Consider the following 16,159-nt stretch of genomic DNA (forward strand, 5'->3'; position numbering starts at 1 on the left):
GCTACAGGTCGAGCACCAGGCGCCGGCTGCGGCAACCGGAAACGCAGACCATCATCGACTGGTTGGCCGCGCGCTCGGCCTTGGTCAGCACGCCGTCGCGGTGGTCCACCTCGCCTTCCAGCACCTTGACCTCGCAGGAGCCGCAGACGCCCTCGCGGCAGCTGTAGTCGAGGTCGCAGCCCTGCTCCAGCAGCACGTCCAGCAGCACCATGCCGGCTTCCATGCGCAGGTGCTTGCCGCTCTTGCGCAGTTCCACCTCGTAGCTGTCCAGGGCGTCTTCCGCGGCGGCCTGTTCGACGGCGGCGAAGCGTTCGATGTGCGCGTTGGGGTAGCCCAGGGCCTCGCAGGTGCGTTCGAAGGCGTCGAGCATCGGTGTCGGGCCGCAGCAGTAGAAGTGCGCGTCGGCGGAACGGCCGGCCAGGTAGGCGGCGAGGTCCGGCGGCAGGCCTTTCTCGTCGTCGAAGTGCAGTTGCACCCGGGCGTCCAGGCCGCGCAGTTCTTCCAGCAGCGCGGCCTCGCGGCGCGAGCGCGCGCAGTAGATCAGCTCGGCGGAGCGGCCGAGGGCGAGCAACTGGCGGAACATGCAGTAGATCGGCGTGATGCCGATGCCGCCGGCCACCAGCACGCTGTGGCTGGCGCCGGCGTCCAGGGCGAAGTTGTTGCGCGGCGCGGATATCTGCAGCTGGGTGCCGACGCGCAGGTTGTCGTGCACCCAGCGCGAGCCGCCGCGGCTGTTGCGGTCGCGGAGGATGCCGACCACGTAGCGCCCCTGGTCGCTCGGCGAGTTGAGCAGCGAGTAGCTGCGCACCAGGCCGTTGGGCAGGTGCAGGTCGATGTGCGAACCGGCCTCGAACGGCGGGAACCGGGTGTCGCCCCAAGGGCGCAGTTCCACGCTCATGATGCCTTCGGCCTCGTGGCGCAGGGTGTGCACCAGCGCCGGGATGGTTGCGTTGCTCATGGCTGTACCTCGGCGGTGCGCAGGTCGACGTCCAGGCGCGCGCTGGCCTCGATCTCGACGCGCAGTTCGGGGAACACCAGGCCGCTCACTTCCACCAGGGTGGAGGTGGGGTAGCAGGCCTGGCCGGCGAAGAAGTCGCGGCGGGCGCGGCCGACTTCGTCCTTGGCGGCGATGTCGGTGACGTAGACGGTCAGCCGGTAGAGGTTGCCGATGTGCCCGCCGGCGGCCTCGACCAGCGCCCGGCACTTGCCCAGCACCAGCAGCGTCTGCTCGTAGACGCCCAGCGGCGCGCCACGCTCGGCGGCCTCGCGGGTGGCGGGATGCCCGGTCATCCCGGACATCACCACTTCGTTACCGATGCGCAGGGCGTTGGACCAGCTGGCGCCGGGCGCTTCCGCCAGCGCCTCGGCCCGTACCCGGACGACTGCGTTCATAGCTGCGTGGCCTCGATCAGTTCCAGCTGCTCCTTGGCCTTGCTCTTCAGGTAGCGGCGGATGCGCACCACGCCCAGGTCGTGCTGGTAGAGGTTCTCGCGCTGGTTGGCGTCCGGCTCCATGTGCTCCAGCAGCACCCGGTCCTGCTCCAGCACCGCCCAGTGGCGGGCTTCCAGGCGGTTCTTGTAGAGGAAGCGCCAGGTGTCGCGCTGCCAGCCGGTGAGCGGCCGGCAGCGCCAGTGGAACACCGCGCACAGCTGCGGGCTGCTGGGCGTGTAGCTGCCGACGATGGTGAAGTTGCCGCCCGGGCCGCCGGTCTTCGGGTAGGGGATTTCCAGGCGCAGCCAGTGGCAGCCGTTGTCGACGAACTCGGTCCAGTCGAAGTTCACCCCGCGCTGGCCTTCCTTCTCGAAGAAGAAGCCCTGCTCGGTGTCGCGGGTGACGAACTTGGCGCTGGCCGCGCCTTCGCTCATGGAGTGGGACATCTTGTGCAGGTAGGTGCCGTGCATCGGGTCCATGACGTTGTCGATGACGTAGCGGTAGTCGCCGCGCCACTCGGTGTAGCAGATGAAGCTGCTCCACTCGGGCGAGGTCAGCTGCTCGGGCAGCACCAGCTCCGGCGGGCTTTCCAGGTGCGCGTCGGCGGCGTTGTAGAGGAAGATCGCGCCGGCCGCCTCGCGGACGTGGAACATGCGCGTCGGGCGGCTGCCCTCGAGCTTGCAGCCGGGGCTGCCGGGGACCTTGGTGACGGTGCCGTCGCAGCGCACTTCCACGCCGTGGTAGGGGCACTGCAGGCGGTCGCCCAGCACCGGGCCGAGGGACAGCGGCGCGCCGCGGTGCGGGCAGTGGTCCTCCAGGGCGTGGACGCTGCCATCGTTGTCGCGCCAGAGGGCGATCTTGTAGCCCAGGCGGCGGATGGACAGCGGCTTGTCGCCGAGCAGTTGCGAAGGCAGGACGGGGAACCAGAGGTTCTTCAGGCCATTGGCCAGGATCTTCTCGACAGGATCGACGGTCAGTTGCGCGGTCATTTTTCTCGTTCCTCGCCCGTTATTCGCCCAGGCGGGCCATCAGGGTCTTGTAGGCGTCTTCGGTCCACTCGCCGCGGGTCAGCGGGCAGGGCGGGCCGGCCAGGTTCAGGTGCTCCAGCAGGCTCGGCAGGTCGTGCCTGCCGGCGGCGTAGGCGCGCTCGATGGAGTCGCCCAGCAGGTCTTCGAAGGGCGTGCTGGGGCGGCTGCGCGACTGGTGCGTTTCGTTGTAGGGCTCGGTCATTTCATTGGCCTCCATTGCGGACCCGTTCGCGGATGCTTTCACGCACCGGGACGAAGTCGTAGGTCGGGTAGCATTCGCTGCGGAACACGCCCCAGGCGGAGCGCTCCAGTTCGACGTTGACGCGCGGCAGCAGCGCCGGCGGCAGGCGCAGGGTGACGATCTGGCCCAGGCCCATGGCCACGGTCCAGGAGACGATCTCCACGCCTTCGCCGGGGAAGCGCTCCCACCAGTCCATCTTTTTCATGTGGGCCTGGATGTCTTCCAGGTTCTTCGACTGATCGTGGCGCAGCAGCACGGTCAACAGCAGGGTTTCGCTCATGTTCGTTCCTCAGGCCGCGTGGTCGGCGTGGACGGCCCAGGCGTCGTAGCCGTAGACCCAGTCGGCGTTGCCGCCGGCCTTGAGCCACTGGTTGCCGCGCGAGCCGATCTGGATCTGGCTGGTGCGCTCCAGGCGCGCGTCCTGGTAGGCCCTGAGCGCCGCCGGGACGCCGGCCGGGGCGCTGACGCCGGCGAGCATGCGGCCGAGCACCACGGCGTCCTCGATGGCCTGGCCGGCGCCCTGGGCCATGAACGGCATCATCGGGTGGCAGGCGTCGCCGAGCAGCACCAGGCTGTCGCGGGTCCAGTAGGGCAGCGGGTCGCGCTCGTAGAGGGCGGTCTTGAGCACCTCGTCGCAGGCCTCCAGCAGGGCGCGGGCGTGCGGGTGGTAGTGGGCGTAGCTTTCGCGCAGTTCCTCGACGCTGCCCTGGGTGGTCCAGCTTTCCAGGTGCCAGCTGTCCTGGGCGGTGGTGGCGAAGATGAAGATGTCGCGGCCGCGGTTGAGCGGGAAGGTGACGATCTGGCTCTGCGGGTTCGGCCCCCACCACTTGGTGAAAGCCTGGATGTGCGGCACCTGGGCGACCTTCACCGCCGGCACCACGGCGCGGTAGGCGACCACCCCGGTGAAGCGCGGGTGCTCCTCGCCGAACAGCGCGCTGCGCACCACCGAGTGGATGCCGTCGGCGCCGATCAGCACGTCGACGCGATCCTGGCCGCCGTCGGCGAACTCGATGTGCACGCCGTCGGCCTCCTGGCGCACGACCTGGGCGCGCCGGGCGAAGCGCACGCGCTCCAGGGGAAAGGCTTCGGCCAGGGCGGCCAGCAGGTCGGCGCGGTGGATGGTCAGCTGCGGCGCGCCGTACTTGCGCTCGGCGGCGTCGGCCATCTCCAGGCGCGAGGTTTCCTCGCCGCTGTCCCAGGTGCGGCTGATGCGGTGGGTCGGCCGCGCCGCGCTGGCGCGCACCGCCTCGCCGACGCCCAGGCCGTCGATGGCCTTGACCGCGTTGGGCGTCAGGTTGATGTCGGCGCCGACGCGCAGGAACGCCTTGGCTTGTTCGTACACCACGACGTCGTGGCCGGCGCGCAGCAGGGCGATGGCGGCGCACAGGCCGCCGATGCCGGCGCCGAGCACGCCGATCTTCAGCTTGGACATGGGCTTTCTCCTCAGCTCTTGTTCTTTTCGGTCAGGAATTTGCCTTGCGGGCCCTCGGCGCCTTTCTGCCGCCGGGTGACGCCGTCCAGGCCGCCGGCGATGGCCCATTCGGCGAACACCGTGGGGCCCGGCTCGAAGCTGCGCGGCTGCCAGTCGCCGGTCAGCTGGTCCTCGTCGGCGTAGTACTCCACCAGGGCGCCGGCGGGGTTCTTGAAGTACCAGAAGAACGCCGAGGACACCGGATGGCGGCCCGGGCCGATCTCGGTGTCCCAGCCGCAGCGGGCGATGTGCATGCCGCCGCCGAACACCTCGTTGATGTCGCGCACGGTGAAGGCGACGTGGTTCAGCCCGGCGCGCGGCGCCGGCAGCTGGAGCATGAACAGGTCGTGGTGGCCGCCTTCCTCGGCGGTGCGCAGGAAGGCGCCGCGGCCGGGGTAGCGGTCCGAGGTCTGGAAGCCGAAGGCTTCGCGGTAGAAGGCTTCGCAGGCGTCGACGTCCTTGACGAAGAACACCACGTGGCCGACTTCCACCGGGGTGGCGCGCTCGTAGACCGGGCTGGGCTTGTTGATCCGCGCCTTGCTGTTCCAGGTGTTGTGCGCGCCGCATTCCTCCAGCACCAGTTCGCGCTTGCGGGTGACCTGCAGGCGGATCGCCAGGCCGTTGGGATCGGTGCAGCCGATGCGCCCGCCGCCCTCGACGAAGCCCGGCGCCGCGGCGATGCGGCTGGCATAAAGCGCCAGGTCGTCGGCGCTTGCCACGCCCCAGACCACCTCGCGCACCGTCGAGCCGGGCTCGATGGCCGGCGGCAGGCCGGGCCTGTCCAGGGCGGCGACCACCACGCGGCAGCCGTTGAGGGTTTCGAAGACCACCTGGTCGGCTCGCTCCTCGACCAGGCTCAGGCCCCAGTCCTCGAAGAAGCGCCGGCAGCGCGGCAGGTCTTCCACGCCGTAGGTGATCTCGTCGATGCCAAGTACGCTCATGCTGTCGCTCCGGCCCAGGCGATGGGCTGCTGGTTGAGGCCCCAGTACAGGGCTTTCTGCTCCATGTACTGGAGGATGCCCAGGCGCCCCTTCTCGCGCCCCAGGCCACTGTCGTTCCAGCCACCGAAGGGGGTGGCGATGGAGAATTGCTTGTAGGTGTTGATCCACACGGTGCCGGCCTGCACGGCGCGGCCCAGGCGCCAGGCGCGCTGGAAGTCGCGGGTCCAGATGCCGGCGGCGAGGGCGTAGACGCTGTGGTTGGCCTGCTCGATCAGCTGGCGCTCGTCGTCGAAGGGCAGGGCCGCCAGCACCGGGCCGAACACCTCCTCCTGGCACAGGCGCGCGTCGTTGCGCAGGCCGTCGATGATGGTCGGGGTGTAGAACCAGCCGCGCTCGTACTGCTGCCCTTGCGGGCGGCGGCCGCCGGCGAGCAGGCGGCCGCCCTCGGACAGGCCGAGGTCGACGTAGCGCTCGACGCTCTCGCGGTGGCGCTCGCTGATCAGCGGGCCCATCTGCGTGGCCTCGTCGGCCGGGTCGCCGAGGCGCAGGCGCTCGGCGCCTTCGACCAGGCGTTGCAGGAAGCGTTCGTACAGCGGCCGGGCGACGAACAGCCGCGAGCCGGCGATGCAGGATTCCCCCGAGCTGCTGAAGATGCCGTAGAGCACCCCGGCCACGGCGTGGTCGAGGTCGGCGTCTTCCAGGACGATGGTCGGCGACTTGCCGCCCAGCTCCATGGACACCGGCATCATCTTGTCCGCGGCGATGCGCGCGATGTGCTTGCCGGTGCTGGTGCCGCCGGTGAAGGACACGCGCTTGACCAGCGGGTGGCGGGTGATGGCGTCGCCGATCAGCGAGCCCTTGCCCGGCAGCACGCTGATCAAGCCGGCCGGCACCCCGGCCTGGATGCACAGGCGCGCCAGGGCCAGGGCCGCCAGCGGGGTGATCTCCGCCGGCTTGATCAGCACCGCGTTGCCGGCGGCCAGGGCCGGCGCCAGCTTCTGCGCCTCGGAGGCGATCGGTGAGTTCCACGGGGTGATGGCGGCGACCACACCCATGGGCTCGTAGACGCTCATGCTGAGGAAGTCGCCGCGCGAGGGGCTGATGCTTTCCTCCAGGGTTTCGCAGGCCGCGGCGAAGAACTGGAAGGTGCCGGCGGCGCTGGCCACCAGGGCGCGGGTCTCGCGGATCGGCTTGCCGTTGTCCAGGCGCTGCAGTTGCGCCAGTTCCTCGGCGTGCTCGCGGATCAGCTGCGCCACGCGGTACAGCACCGTGGCGCGTTCGTGGGGCTTGCGCTGCGCCCAGCCGCTGCCGAGGAAGGCGCGCTGGGCGCCCTGGATGGCTTCTTCCACGTCGGCCAGGCCGGCGGCGTGCAGGCGGGCGATGGGCGAGCCGTCGGCCGGGTAGTGGCTGGCGTACAGGTCGCCGCCGCCCAGGCGCCACTGGCCGGCGATGCAGATGGGTTGGATTGCGTCGAGATCGAGCATGGCGCTGTCCTCAGATGGAGACGGCGTGGGCGTGGTTGCCCAGCGCGCGGACGATGCTGAGCACGGTCAGCATCGAGGTCTTGGGGTTGGCCGCCAGCGGCTTGCCGCGCAGGGTCATCTCGAATTCGCCGAAGGCGCCGCGGGCCTGGTAGTGGTGCACGTTCTCCTCGCTGGTGGGGTCGGCGATCAGGCGCACGCGGGTGGCGTCCAGGCCCAGGCCGGCCAGCGACAGGGTGGCGGCGACGTTGGCGTTCTTCGGGTAGCGCGAGGAGGCCTCGCGGGCGCTGCCCTCGAAGATCACCGTGGGCTCGGTGAGGCCGTCGAGGTCGAAGCGCTCGTCGGCCGGCGTGCCCTTCCAGGCGCGGCTCGGCTTGCGCCCGCTGTAGACCACCGAGTCCAGCCCGGCGACCTTGGCCGCGGCCAGCGCGTCGATGCCGCCGATGGCCCCGGAGAGCAGTTCGACCTGGGTGCCGCCGCGCCGCGCGGCTTCTTCCAGGCGCGCGGCCAGGCCGTCTTCGGAGAGCGCGCCGATGGACACCAGCAGGCACGGGATGCCGCGTTCCAGGGCCGGGATCACGTGCTCGGCCAGGGCCGCGTGGCCGGCGCACTCCACCAGCAGGTCGGGGCGCCGTGCATAGTCCAGGGTTTCGACGACGCGGGCCTGCGCGGCGATACCGGCCAGGCGCTGGCGCGCCTGGTCGAGGTGGCCGGCCGGGACCACCACCTGGTCGAGCGCCAGGTCGCGGTCGTCCTTGAGCATTTCCAGCACGCTGAGGCCGATGGCGCCGCAGCCGATCATGGCGATGTGCAGCATGGCGGGGTCCTCAGGCCGTGGCCTTCTGGTGGCGGGTTTCCATGTTCGGCGGGCCGGCGAACTGCTTGGCGAAGTTGCCCACCGCGCACATGTCCACTTCCAGCAGGAAGGGGCCGTCGGCGGCATAGGCGCTTTCCAGCACGCCGGCGAAATCCGCCAGGTCCTTGACCAGCGCGTGGCGCAGCCCCACCGACTCGGCCAGGCGCGCGTAGTCCGGGGTGTGCAGGTCGACGTAGCAGTGGCGGCCGCCGTACACGGCGTCCTGGATGTTGCGGATCACGCCGTAGCGCTGGTCGTTCATCAGCAGGATCACCACCTTGGCCTTCTCCTGCACCAGGGTGGCGATCTCGCCCAGGTTGAGGATGAAGCCGCCGTCGCCGCACAGCGCGAAGACCTTGCGCTGCGGCGCGTTCTCCGCTGCCGCGATGGCCGCGCCTATGCCCATGCACAGGCCCTGGCCGATGCCGCCGCCGAGGGCGTGGATGCCGGCCTGGGGGTGGAACAGGTGGATCAGGCGGTTGCCCCAGATGCTGTTGGACAGGGTCACGTCGCGCACCCAGGTGAAGTCGCGGCCGGTCATGCCTTGCAACTGCTCGACCATCGAGGCGTAGGGGCCGAGTTCTTCCAGCAGTTGCGCGCGCGACTGCTCGCGCACCTGGCGCAGTTCCTCGGCGAAGCCCGGCTCGACCTTCAGCCGGCCCTCCAGGCGCTCGGCCAGGCCGGCCAGGGCCAGCGCCGAGTCGCCGCAGATGAACAGCTCGCTGTTGTAGCAGCGGCCCTCGATGGCCGGGTTGGCGTCGATGCGGTAGGTCACCGGCGGCAGCTTCAGGGCGTACTTGAAGGTCTCGTTGCTGCGCAGCCGCGAGCCGGCCACCAGTAGGGCGTCGCAGCCTTGCAGGAAGGCTTCCACCCGCTTGTTCTGGGAGAAGGCACCGAGGCAGCGCGGGTCGTCCTCGTTGACCACGCCGCGGCCCTGGGTGGAGGTGATGACGCCCACGCCCAGGTCCATCAGGCGCTTCACTTCGCGGCCGGCGTGGCGCGCGCCGCCGCCGAGCCAGAGCATCGGCCGGCGCGCGCTGGCCAGGCGCTCGGCGACGCGGTCCAGGGCCTCGGCGGTGGGCGCGGCGACCGGCACCGGCAGCGGCGCCAGGTCTTCGGGCATGGGGATGTAGGCGGACTGGATGTCGATCGGGATTTCCACGCTGACCGGGCCGGCCGGCGCGCTCAGGGCGGTCTGCACGGCGAGCTTGAGGGTGCTCAGCGCGGTCTCGGCGCTGCGCACGCGGAAGGCCGCCTTGGACACCGCCTTGAGCATGGCCAGCTGGTCGCGGGCCTCGTGGATGTAGGCCAGGTCCTGGTCCAGGTAGGGCGTCTCGATCTGCCCGGTCAGGTGCAGCAGCGGGGTGCCGGCGGTCAGCGCCTCGACCAGGGCTCCGGCGGCGTTGCCGGCGGCGGTGCCGGTGGAGGTCAGGCACACGCCCAGGCTGCCGTTGGCGCGGGCGTAGGCGTCGGCCATGTTGGTGGCACCGGCCTCGCCGCGGGCCATGACGAAGCGGATGTTGCCGCGCACGGCGAAGGCATCGAGGATCGGCATGTTGTGGATGGAAATCACCCCGAAGGCGGCCTTGACCCCGCACTGTTCGAGGAAGGCGGCGATGGCGGCGCCCACGGTGACCGAGTTTTCGTTACGCATGGCGGGACAAGCCTCCGGATACATCGATGTGGCTGCCGGTGGTGTAGGCCGACAGCGGTGAAACGAGGAACAGCAGGGCGTTGGCGGCTTCGCGCGGCAGGCCCAGGCGCCCCAGGGGAATCTGTTTGCTGTGCGCCAGTTGCGCGGTCCATTGCGCCCAGTCCAGCTCGCGTTCCTCGCGGGCTTCGAAGCGCCGGCGCCACTGGCCGGACTCCACCAGGCCGATGAGGATGCCGTTGACGCGGATGCCCTTCGGGGCGAACTCGACGGCCAGCGAGCGCACCAGGTTCTTCAGCCCGGCGCGGGCCGCCGAGGTGCAGACCATGTGCGGCTCCGGCTGGCTGGCGAGCAGCGAGTTGGTGCAGACGATGGCGGGGTCCGCCTGGCCTTCCAGCTGTGCCAGGAAGGCGCGCACCGGGTGGATCACCGAGAAGAACTTCAGCTCCAGCTCGTCGCGCCAGGCTTCGTCGCTGGTCTGCGCGAAGGTGGAAACGCGGCCCTGGCCGGCGTTGCACACCAGCATGCTGGCGGCGCCCAGTTGCTGTTGGCAGCGCGCGGCGAAGTCGCGCACCTGGCCGGCGTCGAGCACGTCGCAGGGGGCGGCCAGCAGGCGCGCGTCGGGAAAGCGCTGGCGCAGATCGGCTTCGGCTTGCGCCAGGCGCCCGCTGTCGCGGCCGCAGAAGGCCACGGCGGCGCCGGCTTCCAGCAGCAGTTCGACGGTGGCCAGGCCGATGCCGGAGCTGCCGCCGGTGACCACGGCGACGCGGCCGCGCAGGTCGCACAGGCTCATGAATGCACCCTCTGCAGCGACAGGACGTTGGGGTTGGGCATGTGCCCGAGCAGGCCGGAGAGTTCCTCGGCGCTGTTGCGCACCTGGCGCACCAGCGGTTCCAGCAGGTGCTCGGCGATGCGCGTGGCGGGGATGGTTACGCCCATGGCGGCGCAGACCCGGCCGGTGTGGTCGCGCACCGGCGCGGCGACGGTGGAGATGCTCGCCTCGAAGAAGCCTTCGCTCAGCGCGTAGCCGCGCAGGCGGTCGTTCTGCACCAGGTCGAAGAGTTCCTCGGTGCTGCGCGGGGTGCCCTCGGAGAAGCGCTCCAGCTGCTTCTCCGGGTACAGCTCGCGCAGCGCGGCGAGGTCCAGGTCTTCCAGGAGGATACGCCCGAGCACGGTCGCGTGGGCCGGCAGGCGGGTGCCGACGTTGACCGCGCTGGTGAGGATCGACGGCGGCGAGATCTTCGCCACGTAGACGATGTTGCGGCCGTCGCGCACCACCAGGTTGCAGGAGTAGCCGATGGCGTCGCACAGGCGGCGCAGGATCGGCTGGCCCAGCTCGGTGAGTTCCAGCGAGGCCAGGTATTCGAAGCCCAGGCGCAGCACCGCCATGCCCAGGCGGTATTCGTTGCCGCTGCGGGTGACGAAGCCCAGGGCTTCCAGGGTGGCCAGCAGGCGGAAGATGGTGGTGCGCGGCAGTTGCAGGCGGCGCGCCAGTTCCGGGGCGGTGAGGGTGCGGTCGTGGCGGGTGAACTCGCCCAGCAGCGTCAGGCCGCGTTCCAGCCCCGGAACCATGTAGCGTTCCTGGTTTTCGGTGAGGGTGTCGGTACTCATGGTTTCAGTCCTTGTCGAGGAAGCGGACGAGGTGTCCGGCCAGGGCTTCGGGGCATTCGATGGGGCTGGCGTGGCCGGCGCCGGGGACGAGCTGGAAGGGCGCCGCCAGCGCCGCGGCGACTTCACGGCAGGCGGCCGGCGGGGTGATGCCGTCCTCGCTGCCGCACAGCACCTCGACGGGCATCGGCGGGCGGCCCAGGCGCAGCAGGTCGTCGCCGCACAGCAGCTCCACCGCCTGGCGGTAGCCGTGGGGCTTGAGCCGCGCCATGTTCCAGCGCACCCAGGCCAGCGCCTCGGCGCTCGGGCTGGCGCCGAGCATGGCCGGGGCGCGGCGTTCGGCGAGGCCGGCGATGCCCTCGCTGGCCAGAGCGGCCAGGCGCCGGCTGCGCACCGCTTCGCCTTCGGCCGGGCGCGCGCCGTAGCCGCGTGCCGGGCTCAGCAGCAGCAGGTGGGCAATGCGTCGCGGCTCGGCATTGGCCAGAGCGAGGGCGGTCAGTGCGCCCAGGGAATGGCCGAGCAGCACGCAGCGCTGCACATCCAGCGCGTCCAGCAGCTCGCGCAGGCGCAGCATGTAGGCTTCCGCCCGTGGCGCGGCTTCGGCCAGCGGTGTGGATTCGCCGTAGCCGGGGGCGTCCCAGGCGATGAGCCGCGCGCGCGCCTTCAGGCACTGCGCCAGCGGCAGCCAGGAGGCCGAGCCGGAGCCGATGCCGTGCAGCAGCACCAGCGCCGGGGCATCGGCCGCGCCGGCCTCGCGCCAGGCGCTGACGACCTCGCCGCGGCGCACCAGGCGCTGCGGGAAGTCGCGTTCCAGGTCGGCCTGCCAGGCGGCCGCCGTGCTCATCGCCGTCATCGTCCGGCCCTCAGCGCTTGATGCTGGCCAGCGGGTGCTCTGGCGGGTAGGTCGGGGTGATCGGCTTCTTCGCCCCGAGCATCACGCACATCAGCGCGTCCTCGTCGCCGATGTTGATTTCCTCGCGGTACACGCCCGGCGGCACCGAGATCACGTCGCGGTCGCCGAGGATGGTCTCGAAGCGCTCGCCGTCCTTTTCCAGGATCACCTTGAGCTTGCCGCGCAGGACGAAGAACACCTCCTCCACGTCGACGTGCAGGTGCGGCGGGCCTTCATGCCCGGCCGGGATGACCATGGTGGAGAAGGTGAAGTGCTCGGACGGGATGGTGTTGTTGTCGGCGTTCACGCCGGTGCCGCCGGTACCGATGTAGCGCATCTGCGCGCGGCGGTACTTGGGGTCGTAGTCGGCCTGGAACTTCAGCGCGTTCCAGTCGTACTGGCGGGTGGAGTAGCGCGCGATGCGCGAGTTGCACCACTGCTCGAAGCTGGCGTCGGCCGGGCGTTCCCAGCTCTTGGGTTGCGGTTGCAGGTTGAGATCGGTCATCGGTTTTTCTCCTCAGAGCATGACGAACCCGCCGTTGACCGGCAGAGTCTGGCCGGTGACGAAGCGGGACAGGTCGGACAGGGCGAACAGCACGGCGCCGCTCACGTCCCCGGGCAGCTGCGCGCGCTGGATGGCGCGCTGGCGGCGGTACAGTTCGTGGCGCTCGGCGGGGACGTAGGCGGTGGCCTCGACCTCCACCAGGCCGGGGGCGATGGCGTTGACGGTGATGCCGTCGGCGCCCAGCTCGCGCGCCAGGGTGCGCGTCATGGCGATCAGCGCGCCCTTGCTGGCGGTGTAGGCGAGCAGGTTGGGCGCGCCCCACAGCGGGGTGTCGGAGGCCAGGTTGACGATGGCGCCGCGGCCGCTTGCGCGCAGCGCCGGCAGGCAGGCGTTGGTCATCAGCCAGGCGCCGCGCACGTTGACCTGCATGACCAGGTCCCAGGTGGCGATATCCAGCGCCTCGCCGGGCTTGCCGCCGGAGTTGGTCACCGCGGCGTTGTTGACCAGGCCGTCGAGGCCGCCGAGCCGTTCCACGGCGGCCTCGACGCAGGCTGTGATGGAGTGCGGTTCGCGCAGGTCGAGGGCCAGGCCATCGACCGGCAGCCCCTGCTCGCGCAGGTTGGCGGCGGCCGCCTGGACCTCGTCGCCGCGCACATCGGCGATCGCCACGCGGGCCCCGGCGCGGGCCGCCGCTTCGGCGAAGGCCAGGCCCAGGCCGCCGGCGCCGCCGGTGATGAGCACGCGGCGCCCTTGCAACAGGTTGCTTGCAGTCATGGGTGCGTCCTCAGGCGGTGGCCAGGTTGGCCTTGGGCAGGTAGTGCAGGACGCGCTTCTCGGCCCAGACCACCGCGGCGTAGGCGAGCACGCCGATCAGCGTCAGCGCGACTATGGTGACGAACACCCCGGCGGTGTTGCCCTGGCCCTCGGCGTCCACCAGCAGGAAGCCCAGGCCCTTGTTGCCGCCGACCAGCTCGCCGACGGTGACGCCGATCACCGCCAGGGTGGAGGCGATGCGCAGGCCGGAGAACAGCGCGCTCATCGCCGAGGGGAACTCCACCAGGCGGAACAGCTGCCAGCGGTTGGCGCTCAGGGCGCGGACCAGGTTGATCATGTCCGGGTCGACGGTGCGGATCGCCGAGAGCACGTTGATCATCACCGGGAAGAACACGATGAGGATGGCGATGAGGATCTTCGGGTACACGGTGTAGCCCAGCCACATCACGAACAGCGGGGCGAAGGCCACCTTGGGGGCGATCTGCAGCGCCAGGATGTACGGCGAGAGCATGGCTTCGGCCGACGGCGACAGGCCCAGGGCGACGCCGATGACCACGCCCAGCAGGGCGCCCAGGGCGAAGCCGACGATGATCTCCAGGGTGGTGATCAGGCTGTGCTCCAGCAGGTTGCCGGCCTGCCACATGGCCACGGCCTCCCGGGCCACGCGGGTGAGGTTGGGCAGGACGAACTCGGGCATGCCGAGCAGGCCCGGGCCCCATTGCCAGAGGGCGAGGAAAACCACCAGCAGCGCCAGGCTGCCGGCGCTCGAACGGGAAAGCGTCATGTGCGACTCCGGGTGCTTACTGTTGCGCCAGGCGGGCGGCGTTGGCCTCGACGAAGCGGTTGGTGTAGAGCTCGGCCAGCGGGGTGGCGCGCGGCACTATCTTTTCCTCGACGTAGAAGCGCGAGACCTTGGCCAGGCGCTGCTCGTCGATGTGCCCGGGGACCGCCTGGCCCGGGTACACGTGCTCGTCGTAGAGCCGGAAGATGCGCTCCAGCGAGGCTTCCTTGCCCTTGTAGGCCGGCACGGCGGCGGCGAAGGTGGCGGCGGCGCCCTTGGGGTCGGCCATGATGTCGGCCATGCCCTTGAGGGTGGCGCTGACCACGCCCTGGACCACGTCCGGGTGGTTGGCGATGGCGTCGTCGGAAGCGAGGATGGCCTGGGCCATGCTCTCGAACACCTGGTCCTGGGGCAGCAGCTTCGCCTTCAGCCCGGCGTCCTCGGCGTTGACGAACCAGTCCGGCACCCCGGCCATGGCCTGCGCCTTGCCGGCGGAGAACAGCTGCCAGACGCCGGCCGGGCCTGCGGCCTGGATGTCCACGTCGTCGCGGCCCAGGCCGGCCTTGCGCAGCGAGGCGAGCAGGGCGTAGTAGGTGGTGTCGGAGTAGGACATCACCGTCAGGGTCTTGCCCTTGAGCGCCTTCACCGAGTCGATGCCGCTGTCGGCGCTGGCCGCCAGCAGGGTCACGCCGCCGCCGCCGAGCACGGCCACGGCCTTCACCGGCACGCCGTTGGCGCGCACCACGATGGGCGTGTCGCCGATGGCGCCGCCGACCAGGGCGTTGCCCGAGCCGATCTGCTTGGCCACGTCGACGCCGCCCTTGCCGGCGAGGAAGGTCACCTTGAGGTTCTCGGCCGCGTAGTAGCCCTTCTGCTGGGCGATGACCCAGGGCGCGAAGGCCGGCGAGCTGGGCGGCGCCGGCAGCAGGTAGGTGACCTCGGTGGGCGCGGCGCTGGCGCCGCAGGCGCACAGGGCGAGCAGCGGCCCGGCGAAGCGGGAGAGCAGGGTGTTGCGCATGAGCGGGTCCTCGTGCGGGGTCAGTGGAGAAGGTCGTCGCCGACTTTCAGCAGGTCCATCAGGCGCCCGACCAGGGGGCCGGCGCCGGGCAGCTTGCGGCGTTCCAGGGGGTTGTCGCGGTGCGGCAGGTCGACCTCGATCTCCTCGATGATGTTGCCGGGGCGGGCGCTCATGACCAGGATGCGGTCGGAGAGGGCGATGGCTTCCATGAGGTCGTGGGTGATGAACAGCGCGGTCTTCTGTTGCTCGTAGAGCATCTGCGCCAGGTCCTGCTGGAGGATCATCTTGGTCTGCGCGTCGAGGGCCGAGAACGGCTCGTCGAGGAACAGCACCTGCGGGTCGATGGCCAGGGTGCGGGCCAGGGCCGCGCGCTGGCGCATGCCGCCGGAGAGCTGGAACGGGTAGTGGTCGCCGAAGCCGGCCAGGTGGCACTTGTCGATCAGCCGCTCGGCCACCGCGCGCCGCTGCGCCGCGGCCACGCCCTGGATCTCCAGGCCCAGCTCGACGTTGCGGCGGATGCTGCGCCAGGGCATGAGCAGGTCCTTCTGCAGCATGAAGGCGACCTTGGCCACCGGCTTGACCACCCGCTCGCCGCCGACGAACACGGCGCCTTCGCTGGGGGTATAGAGGCCGCTGCCCATGTTCAGCAGGGTGCTCTTGCCGCAGCCGGAGGGGCCGATGATGGAGACCACCTCGCCCTTGCGGATGCTGAAGTTCAGCCCGCGCACGGCGAAGGGCGCATCGCGCTCGCCCTTCTTCGGGAAGCACTTGCCGACGTTCTCGAAGACGATCTCCACGTCGGCCGGCCGCGCACCTTCCTGGCGACGCATGGAGTCGGTTCCCCGTTCTACGACGGCGTACATCTCTTGGGTGGCAGCCATGTTCCTCATCTCGCTTTGTTTCATATACGGTGCGTTGATTTATGCATGAACAATGCCACGTGATTTTTCTCTCGGAGTCTTTTGTTTATTCCTTATTAATCAAATAGTTGTGCGTTTCCGCTGTGAAACGTCCGATTGTTTCACCCATGAAATGGTTTTTCGAAGGCACTGGGAAATTTCTGCACAGCGAGGTAGCAGATCGGTTGCGGGTGCTACCTATCAGTGCGCCATCAGGGGAGGCGCGGCGGGAAGGCGAGGGGGACTGTGTAGGAGCGAGCTTGCTCGCGAACAGGACCAGCCGGCTGACTGCGTGGCCCTTCGTTCTGCCCAACGGTCCCCTCTCCCTGAAGGGCGGGGGCCGTCCGTGCATGGGGGAAGAATCGAGTACGCCGGCCAGCCCGGCAGGCGTCTGGCCGGGTCTACGTTTACAAATGCGCCTTGGCGCACTCCACCAGCACCGAGCACGGCCTCCCTTGCAGGGTCATATGCACGCGGTGGGGGAAGTCCTTGAAGCGCTTGGTCAGGTAGGCCAGGCCGGAGCTGGTGGCCGACAGGTAGAGCCTCCTGCCTCTACTCACCACGTTCAAACCCGGGTCGGTA

18 protein-coding genes and 1 pseudogene are annotated in these 16,159 nt (G+C 70.2%); all 19 read right to left on the reverse strand.

Features of this window, described 5'->3' with window-relative positions; translation table 11 throughout:
- Position 1: 1 nt before the first annotated feature.
- The gene (locus ACTWJ5_RS03860) at positions 2–958 is read right to left on the reverse strand and encodes a PDR/VanB family oxidoreductase (RefSeq protein WP_444437484.1); all 957 of its coding nucleotides are present in this window, start codon (positions 956–958) and stop codon (positions 2–4) included.
- On the reverse strand, positions 955–1,392 hold the full coding sequence (locus tag ACTWJ5_RS03865; protein WP_444437485.1) for a RidA family protein: 438 nt from the start codon (positions 1,390–1,392) through the stop codon (positions 955–957). The genes ACTWJ5_RS03860 and ACTWJ5_RS03865 overlap by 4 nt, the downstream gene beginning before the upstream one ends.
- A complete protein-coding gene (locus tag ACTWJ5_RS03870) occupies positions 1,389–2,420 on the reverse strand; it encodes a Rieske 2Fe-2S domain-containing protein (RefSeq protein WP_444437486.1) in 1,032 nt (343 codons plus the stop codon). Before ACTWJ5_RS03870 ends, ACTWJ5_RS03865 begins: the two co-directional genes overlap by 4 nt.
- 19 nt (positions 2,421–2,439) lie before the next feature.
- On the reverse strand, positions 2,440–2,661 hold the full coding sequence (locus tag ACTWJ5_RS03875; RefSeq protein WP_116426063.1) for a recombinase-like helix-turn-helix domain-containing protein: 222 nt from the start codon (positions 2,659–2,661) through the stop codon (positions 2,440–2,442).
- A 1-nt stretch (position 2,662) separates the two neighbouring features.
- Positions 2,663–2,980, reverse strand: coding sequence for a hypothetical protein (locus tag ACTWJ5_RS03880; protein WP_061560595.1), 318 nt, complete (start codon positions 2,978–2,980; stop codon positions 2,663–2,665).
- Positions 2,981–2,989: 9 nt separating this feature from the next.
- Complete coding sequence (locus ACTWJ5_RS03885; protein WP_444437487.1) at positions 2,990–4,132, reverse strand: FAD-dependent monooxygenase; 1,143 nt, start codon at positions 4,130–4,132, stop codon at positions 2,990–2,992.
- A gap of 11 nt (positions 4,133–4,143) precedes the next feature.
- Positions 4,144–5,112, reverse strand: coding sequence for a VOC family protein (locus ACTWJ5_RS03890; RefSeq protein ID WP_444437488.1), 969 nt, complete (start codon positions 5,110–5,112; stop codon positions 4,144–4,146).
- On the reverse strand, positions 5,109–6,596 hold the full coding sequence (locus ACTWJ5_RS03895; protein WP_444437489.1) for an aldehyde dehydrogenase: 1,488 nt from the start codon (positions 6,594–6,596) through the stop codon (positions 5,109–5,111). The genes ACTWJ5_RS03890 and ACTWJ5_RS03895 overlap by 4 nt, the downstream gene beginning before the upstream one ends.
- Positions 6,597–6,606: 10 nt before the next feature.
- Complete coding sequence (locus ACTWJ5_RS03900; RefSeq protein ID WP_058071795.1) at positions 6,607–7,410, reverse strand: aspartate dehydrogenase; 804 nt, start codon at positions 7,408–7,410, stop codon at positions 6,607–6,609.
- 10 nt (positions 7,411–7,420) lie between these two features.
- On the reverse strand, positions 7,421–9,103 hold the full coding sequence (locus tag ACTWJ5_RS03905; protein WP_116426058.1) for a thiamine pyrophosphate-binding protein: 1,683 nt from the start codon (positions 9,101–9,103) through the stop codon (positions 7,421–7,423).
- Positions 9,096–9,893 carry an SDR family oxidoreductase gene (locus ACTWJ5_RS03910; protein WP_444437490.1) on the reverse strand — a complete coding sequence of 266 codons (798 nt, stop codon included), beginning with the start codon at positions 9,891–9,893 and terminating at the stop codon, positions 9,096–9,098. Before ACTWJ5_RS03910 ends, ACTWJ5_RS03905 begins: the two co-directional genes overlap by 8 nt.
- Positions 9,890–10,711, reverse strand: a complete 822-nt coding sequence (locus ACTWJ5_RS03915) for an IclR family transcriptional regulator (protein ID WP_058071792.1) — start codon at positions 10,709–10,711, stop codon at positions 9,890–9,892. Before ACTWJ5_RS03915 ends, ACTWJ5_RS03910 begins: the two co-directional genes overlap by 4 nt.
- A gap of 4 nt (positions 10,712–10,715) precedes the next feature.
- A complete protein-coding gene (locus ACTWJ5_RS03920) occupies positions 10,716–11,552 on the reverse strand; it encodes an alpha/beta fold hydrolase (RefSeq protein ID WP_444437491.1) in 837 nt (278 codons plus the stop codon).
- A gap of 19 nt (positions 11,553–11,571) precedes the next feature.
- Complete coding sequence (locus ACTWJ5_RS03925; RefSeq protein ID WP_444437492.1) at positions 11,572–12,105, reverse strand: cupin domain-containing protein; 534 nt, start codon at positions 12,103–12,105, stop codon at positions 11,572–11,574.
- Positions 12,106–12,117: 12 nt separating this feature from the next.
- Positions 12,118–12,879 (reverse strand): SDR family oxidoreductase, encoded by a 762-nt coding sequence (locus tag ACTWJ5_RS03930; protein ID WP_444437493.1) that lies wholly within the window; start codon positions 12,877–12,879, stop codon positions 12,118–12,120.
- A gap of 10 nt (positions 12,880–12,889) precedes the next feature.
- The gene (locus ACTWJ5_RS03935; RefSeq protein WP_043315312.1) at positions 12,890–13,663 is read right to left on the reverse strand and encodes an ABC transporter permease; all 774 of its coding nucleotides are present in this window, start codon (positions 13,661–13,663) and stop codon (positions 12,890–12,892) included.
- Positions 13,664–13,679: 16 nt separating this feature from the next.
- Positions 13,680–14,678: an ABC transporter substrate-binding protein gene (locus ACTWJ5_RS03940; RefSeq protein ID WP_444437494.1), complete on the reverse strand. Its 999-nt coding sequence runs from the start codon at positions 14,676–14,678 to the stop codon at positions 13,680–13,682.
- A 20-nt stretch (positions 14,679–14,698) separates the two neighbouring features.
- Entirely contained in the window at positions 14,699–15,541 is an 843-nt protein-coding gene (locus ACTWJ5_RS03945; RefSeq protein WP_152623772.1) for an ABC transporter ATP-binding protein, read from the reverse strand.
- 443 nt (positions 15,542–15,984) lie between these two features.
- Positions 15,985–16,116, reverse strand: a pseudogene (locus ACTWJ5_RS03950) (hypothetical protein); the annotation flags it as partial.
- Positions 16,117–16,159 lie beyond the last annotated feature (43 nt).

It is taken from the genome of Pseudomonas sp. A6 (assembly GCF_052367875.1).
In the GTDB taxonomy this organism is placed as follows: domain Bacteria; phylum Pseudomonadota; class Gammaproteobacteria; order Pseudomonadales; family Pseudomonadaceae; genus Pseudomonas; species Pseudomonas citronellolis.

Bases quoted from the DNA above. Each gene is read 5' to 3' on its own strand.
- ACTWJ5_RS03860 (WP_444437484.1), bottom strand. From the start codon at position 958: ATGAGCAACGCAACCATCCCGGCGCTGGTGCACACCCTGCGCCACGAG.
- ACTWJ5_RS03865 (WP_444437485.1), bottom strand. From the start codon at position 1,392: ATGAACGCAGTCGTCCGGGTACGGGCCGAGGCGCTGGCGGAAGCGCCC.
- ACTWJ5_RS03870 (WP_444437486.1), bottom strand. From the start codon at position 2,420: ATGACCGCGCAACTGACCGTCGATCCTGTCGAGAAGATCCTGGCCAAT.
- ACTWJ5_RS03875 (WP_116426063.1), bottom strand. From the start codon at position 2,661: ATGACCGAGCCCTACAACGAAACGCACCAGTCGCGCAGCCGCCCCAGC.
- ACTWJ5_RS03880 (WP_061560595.1), bottom strand. From the start codon at position 2,980: ATGAGCGAAACCCTGCTGTTGACCGTGCTGCTGCGCCACGATCAGTCG.
- ACTWJ5_RS03885 (WP_444437487.1), bottom strand. From the start codon at position 4,132: ATGTCCAAGCTGAAGATCGGCGTGCTCGGCGCCGGCATCGGCGGCCTG.
- ACTWJ5_RS03890 (WP_444437488.1), bottom strand. From the start codon at position 5,112: ATGAGCGTACTTGGCATCGACGAGATCACCTACGGCGTGGAAGACCTG.
- ACTWJ5_RS03895 (WP_444437489.1), bottom strand. From the start codon at position 6,596: ATGCTCGATCTCGACGCAATCCAACCCATCTGCATCGCCGGCCAGTGG.
- ACTWJ5_RS03900 (WP_058071795.1), bottom strand. From the start codon at position 7,410: ATGCTGCACATCGCCATGATCGGCTGCGGCGCCATCGGCCTCAGCGTG.
- ACTWJ5_RS03905 (WP_116426058.1), bottom strand. From the start codon at position 9,103: ATGCGTAACGAAAACTCGGTCACCGTGGGCGCCGCCATCGCCGCCTTC.
- ACTWJ5_RS03910 (WP_444437490.1), bottom strand. From the start codon at position 9,893: ATGAGCCTGTGCGACCTGCGCGGCCGCGTCGCCGTGGTCACCGGCGGC.
- ACTWJ5_RS03915 (WP_058071792.1), bottom strand. From the start codon at position 10,711: ATGAGTACCGACACCCTCACCGAAAACCAGGAACGCTACATGGTTCCG.
- ACTWJ5_RS03920 (WP_444437491.1), bottom strand. From the start codon at position 11,552: ATGAGCACGGCGGCCGCCTGGCAGGCCGACCTGGAACGCGACTTCCCG.
- ACTWJ5_RS03925 (WP_444437492.1), bottom strand. From the start codon at position 12,105: ATGACCGATCTCAACCTGCAACCGCAACCCAAGAGCTGGGAACGCCCG.
- ACTWJ5_RS03930 (WP_444437493.1), bottom strand. From the start codon at position 12,879: ATGACTGCAAGCAACCTGTTGCAAGGGCGCCGCGTGCTCATCACCGGC.
- ACTWJ5_RS03935 (WP_043315312.1), bottom strand. From the start codon at position 13,663: ATGACGCTTTCCCGTTCGAGCGCCGGCAGCCTGGCGCTGCTGGTGGTT.
- ACTWJ5_RS03940 (WP_444437494.1), bottom strand. From the start codon at position 14,678: ATGCGCAACACCCTGCTCTCCCGCTTCGCCGGGCCGCTGCTCGCCCTG.
- ACTWJ5_RS03945 (WP_152623772.1), bottom strand. From the start codon at position 15,541: ATGTACGCCGTCGTAGAACGGGGAACCGACTCCATGCGTCGCCAGGAA.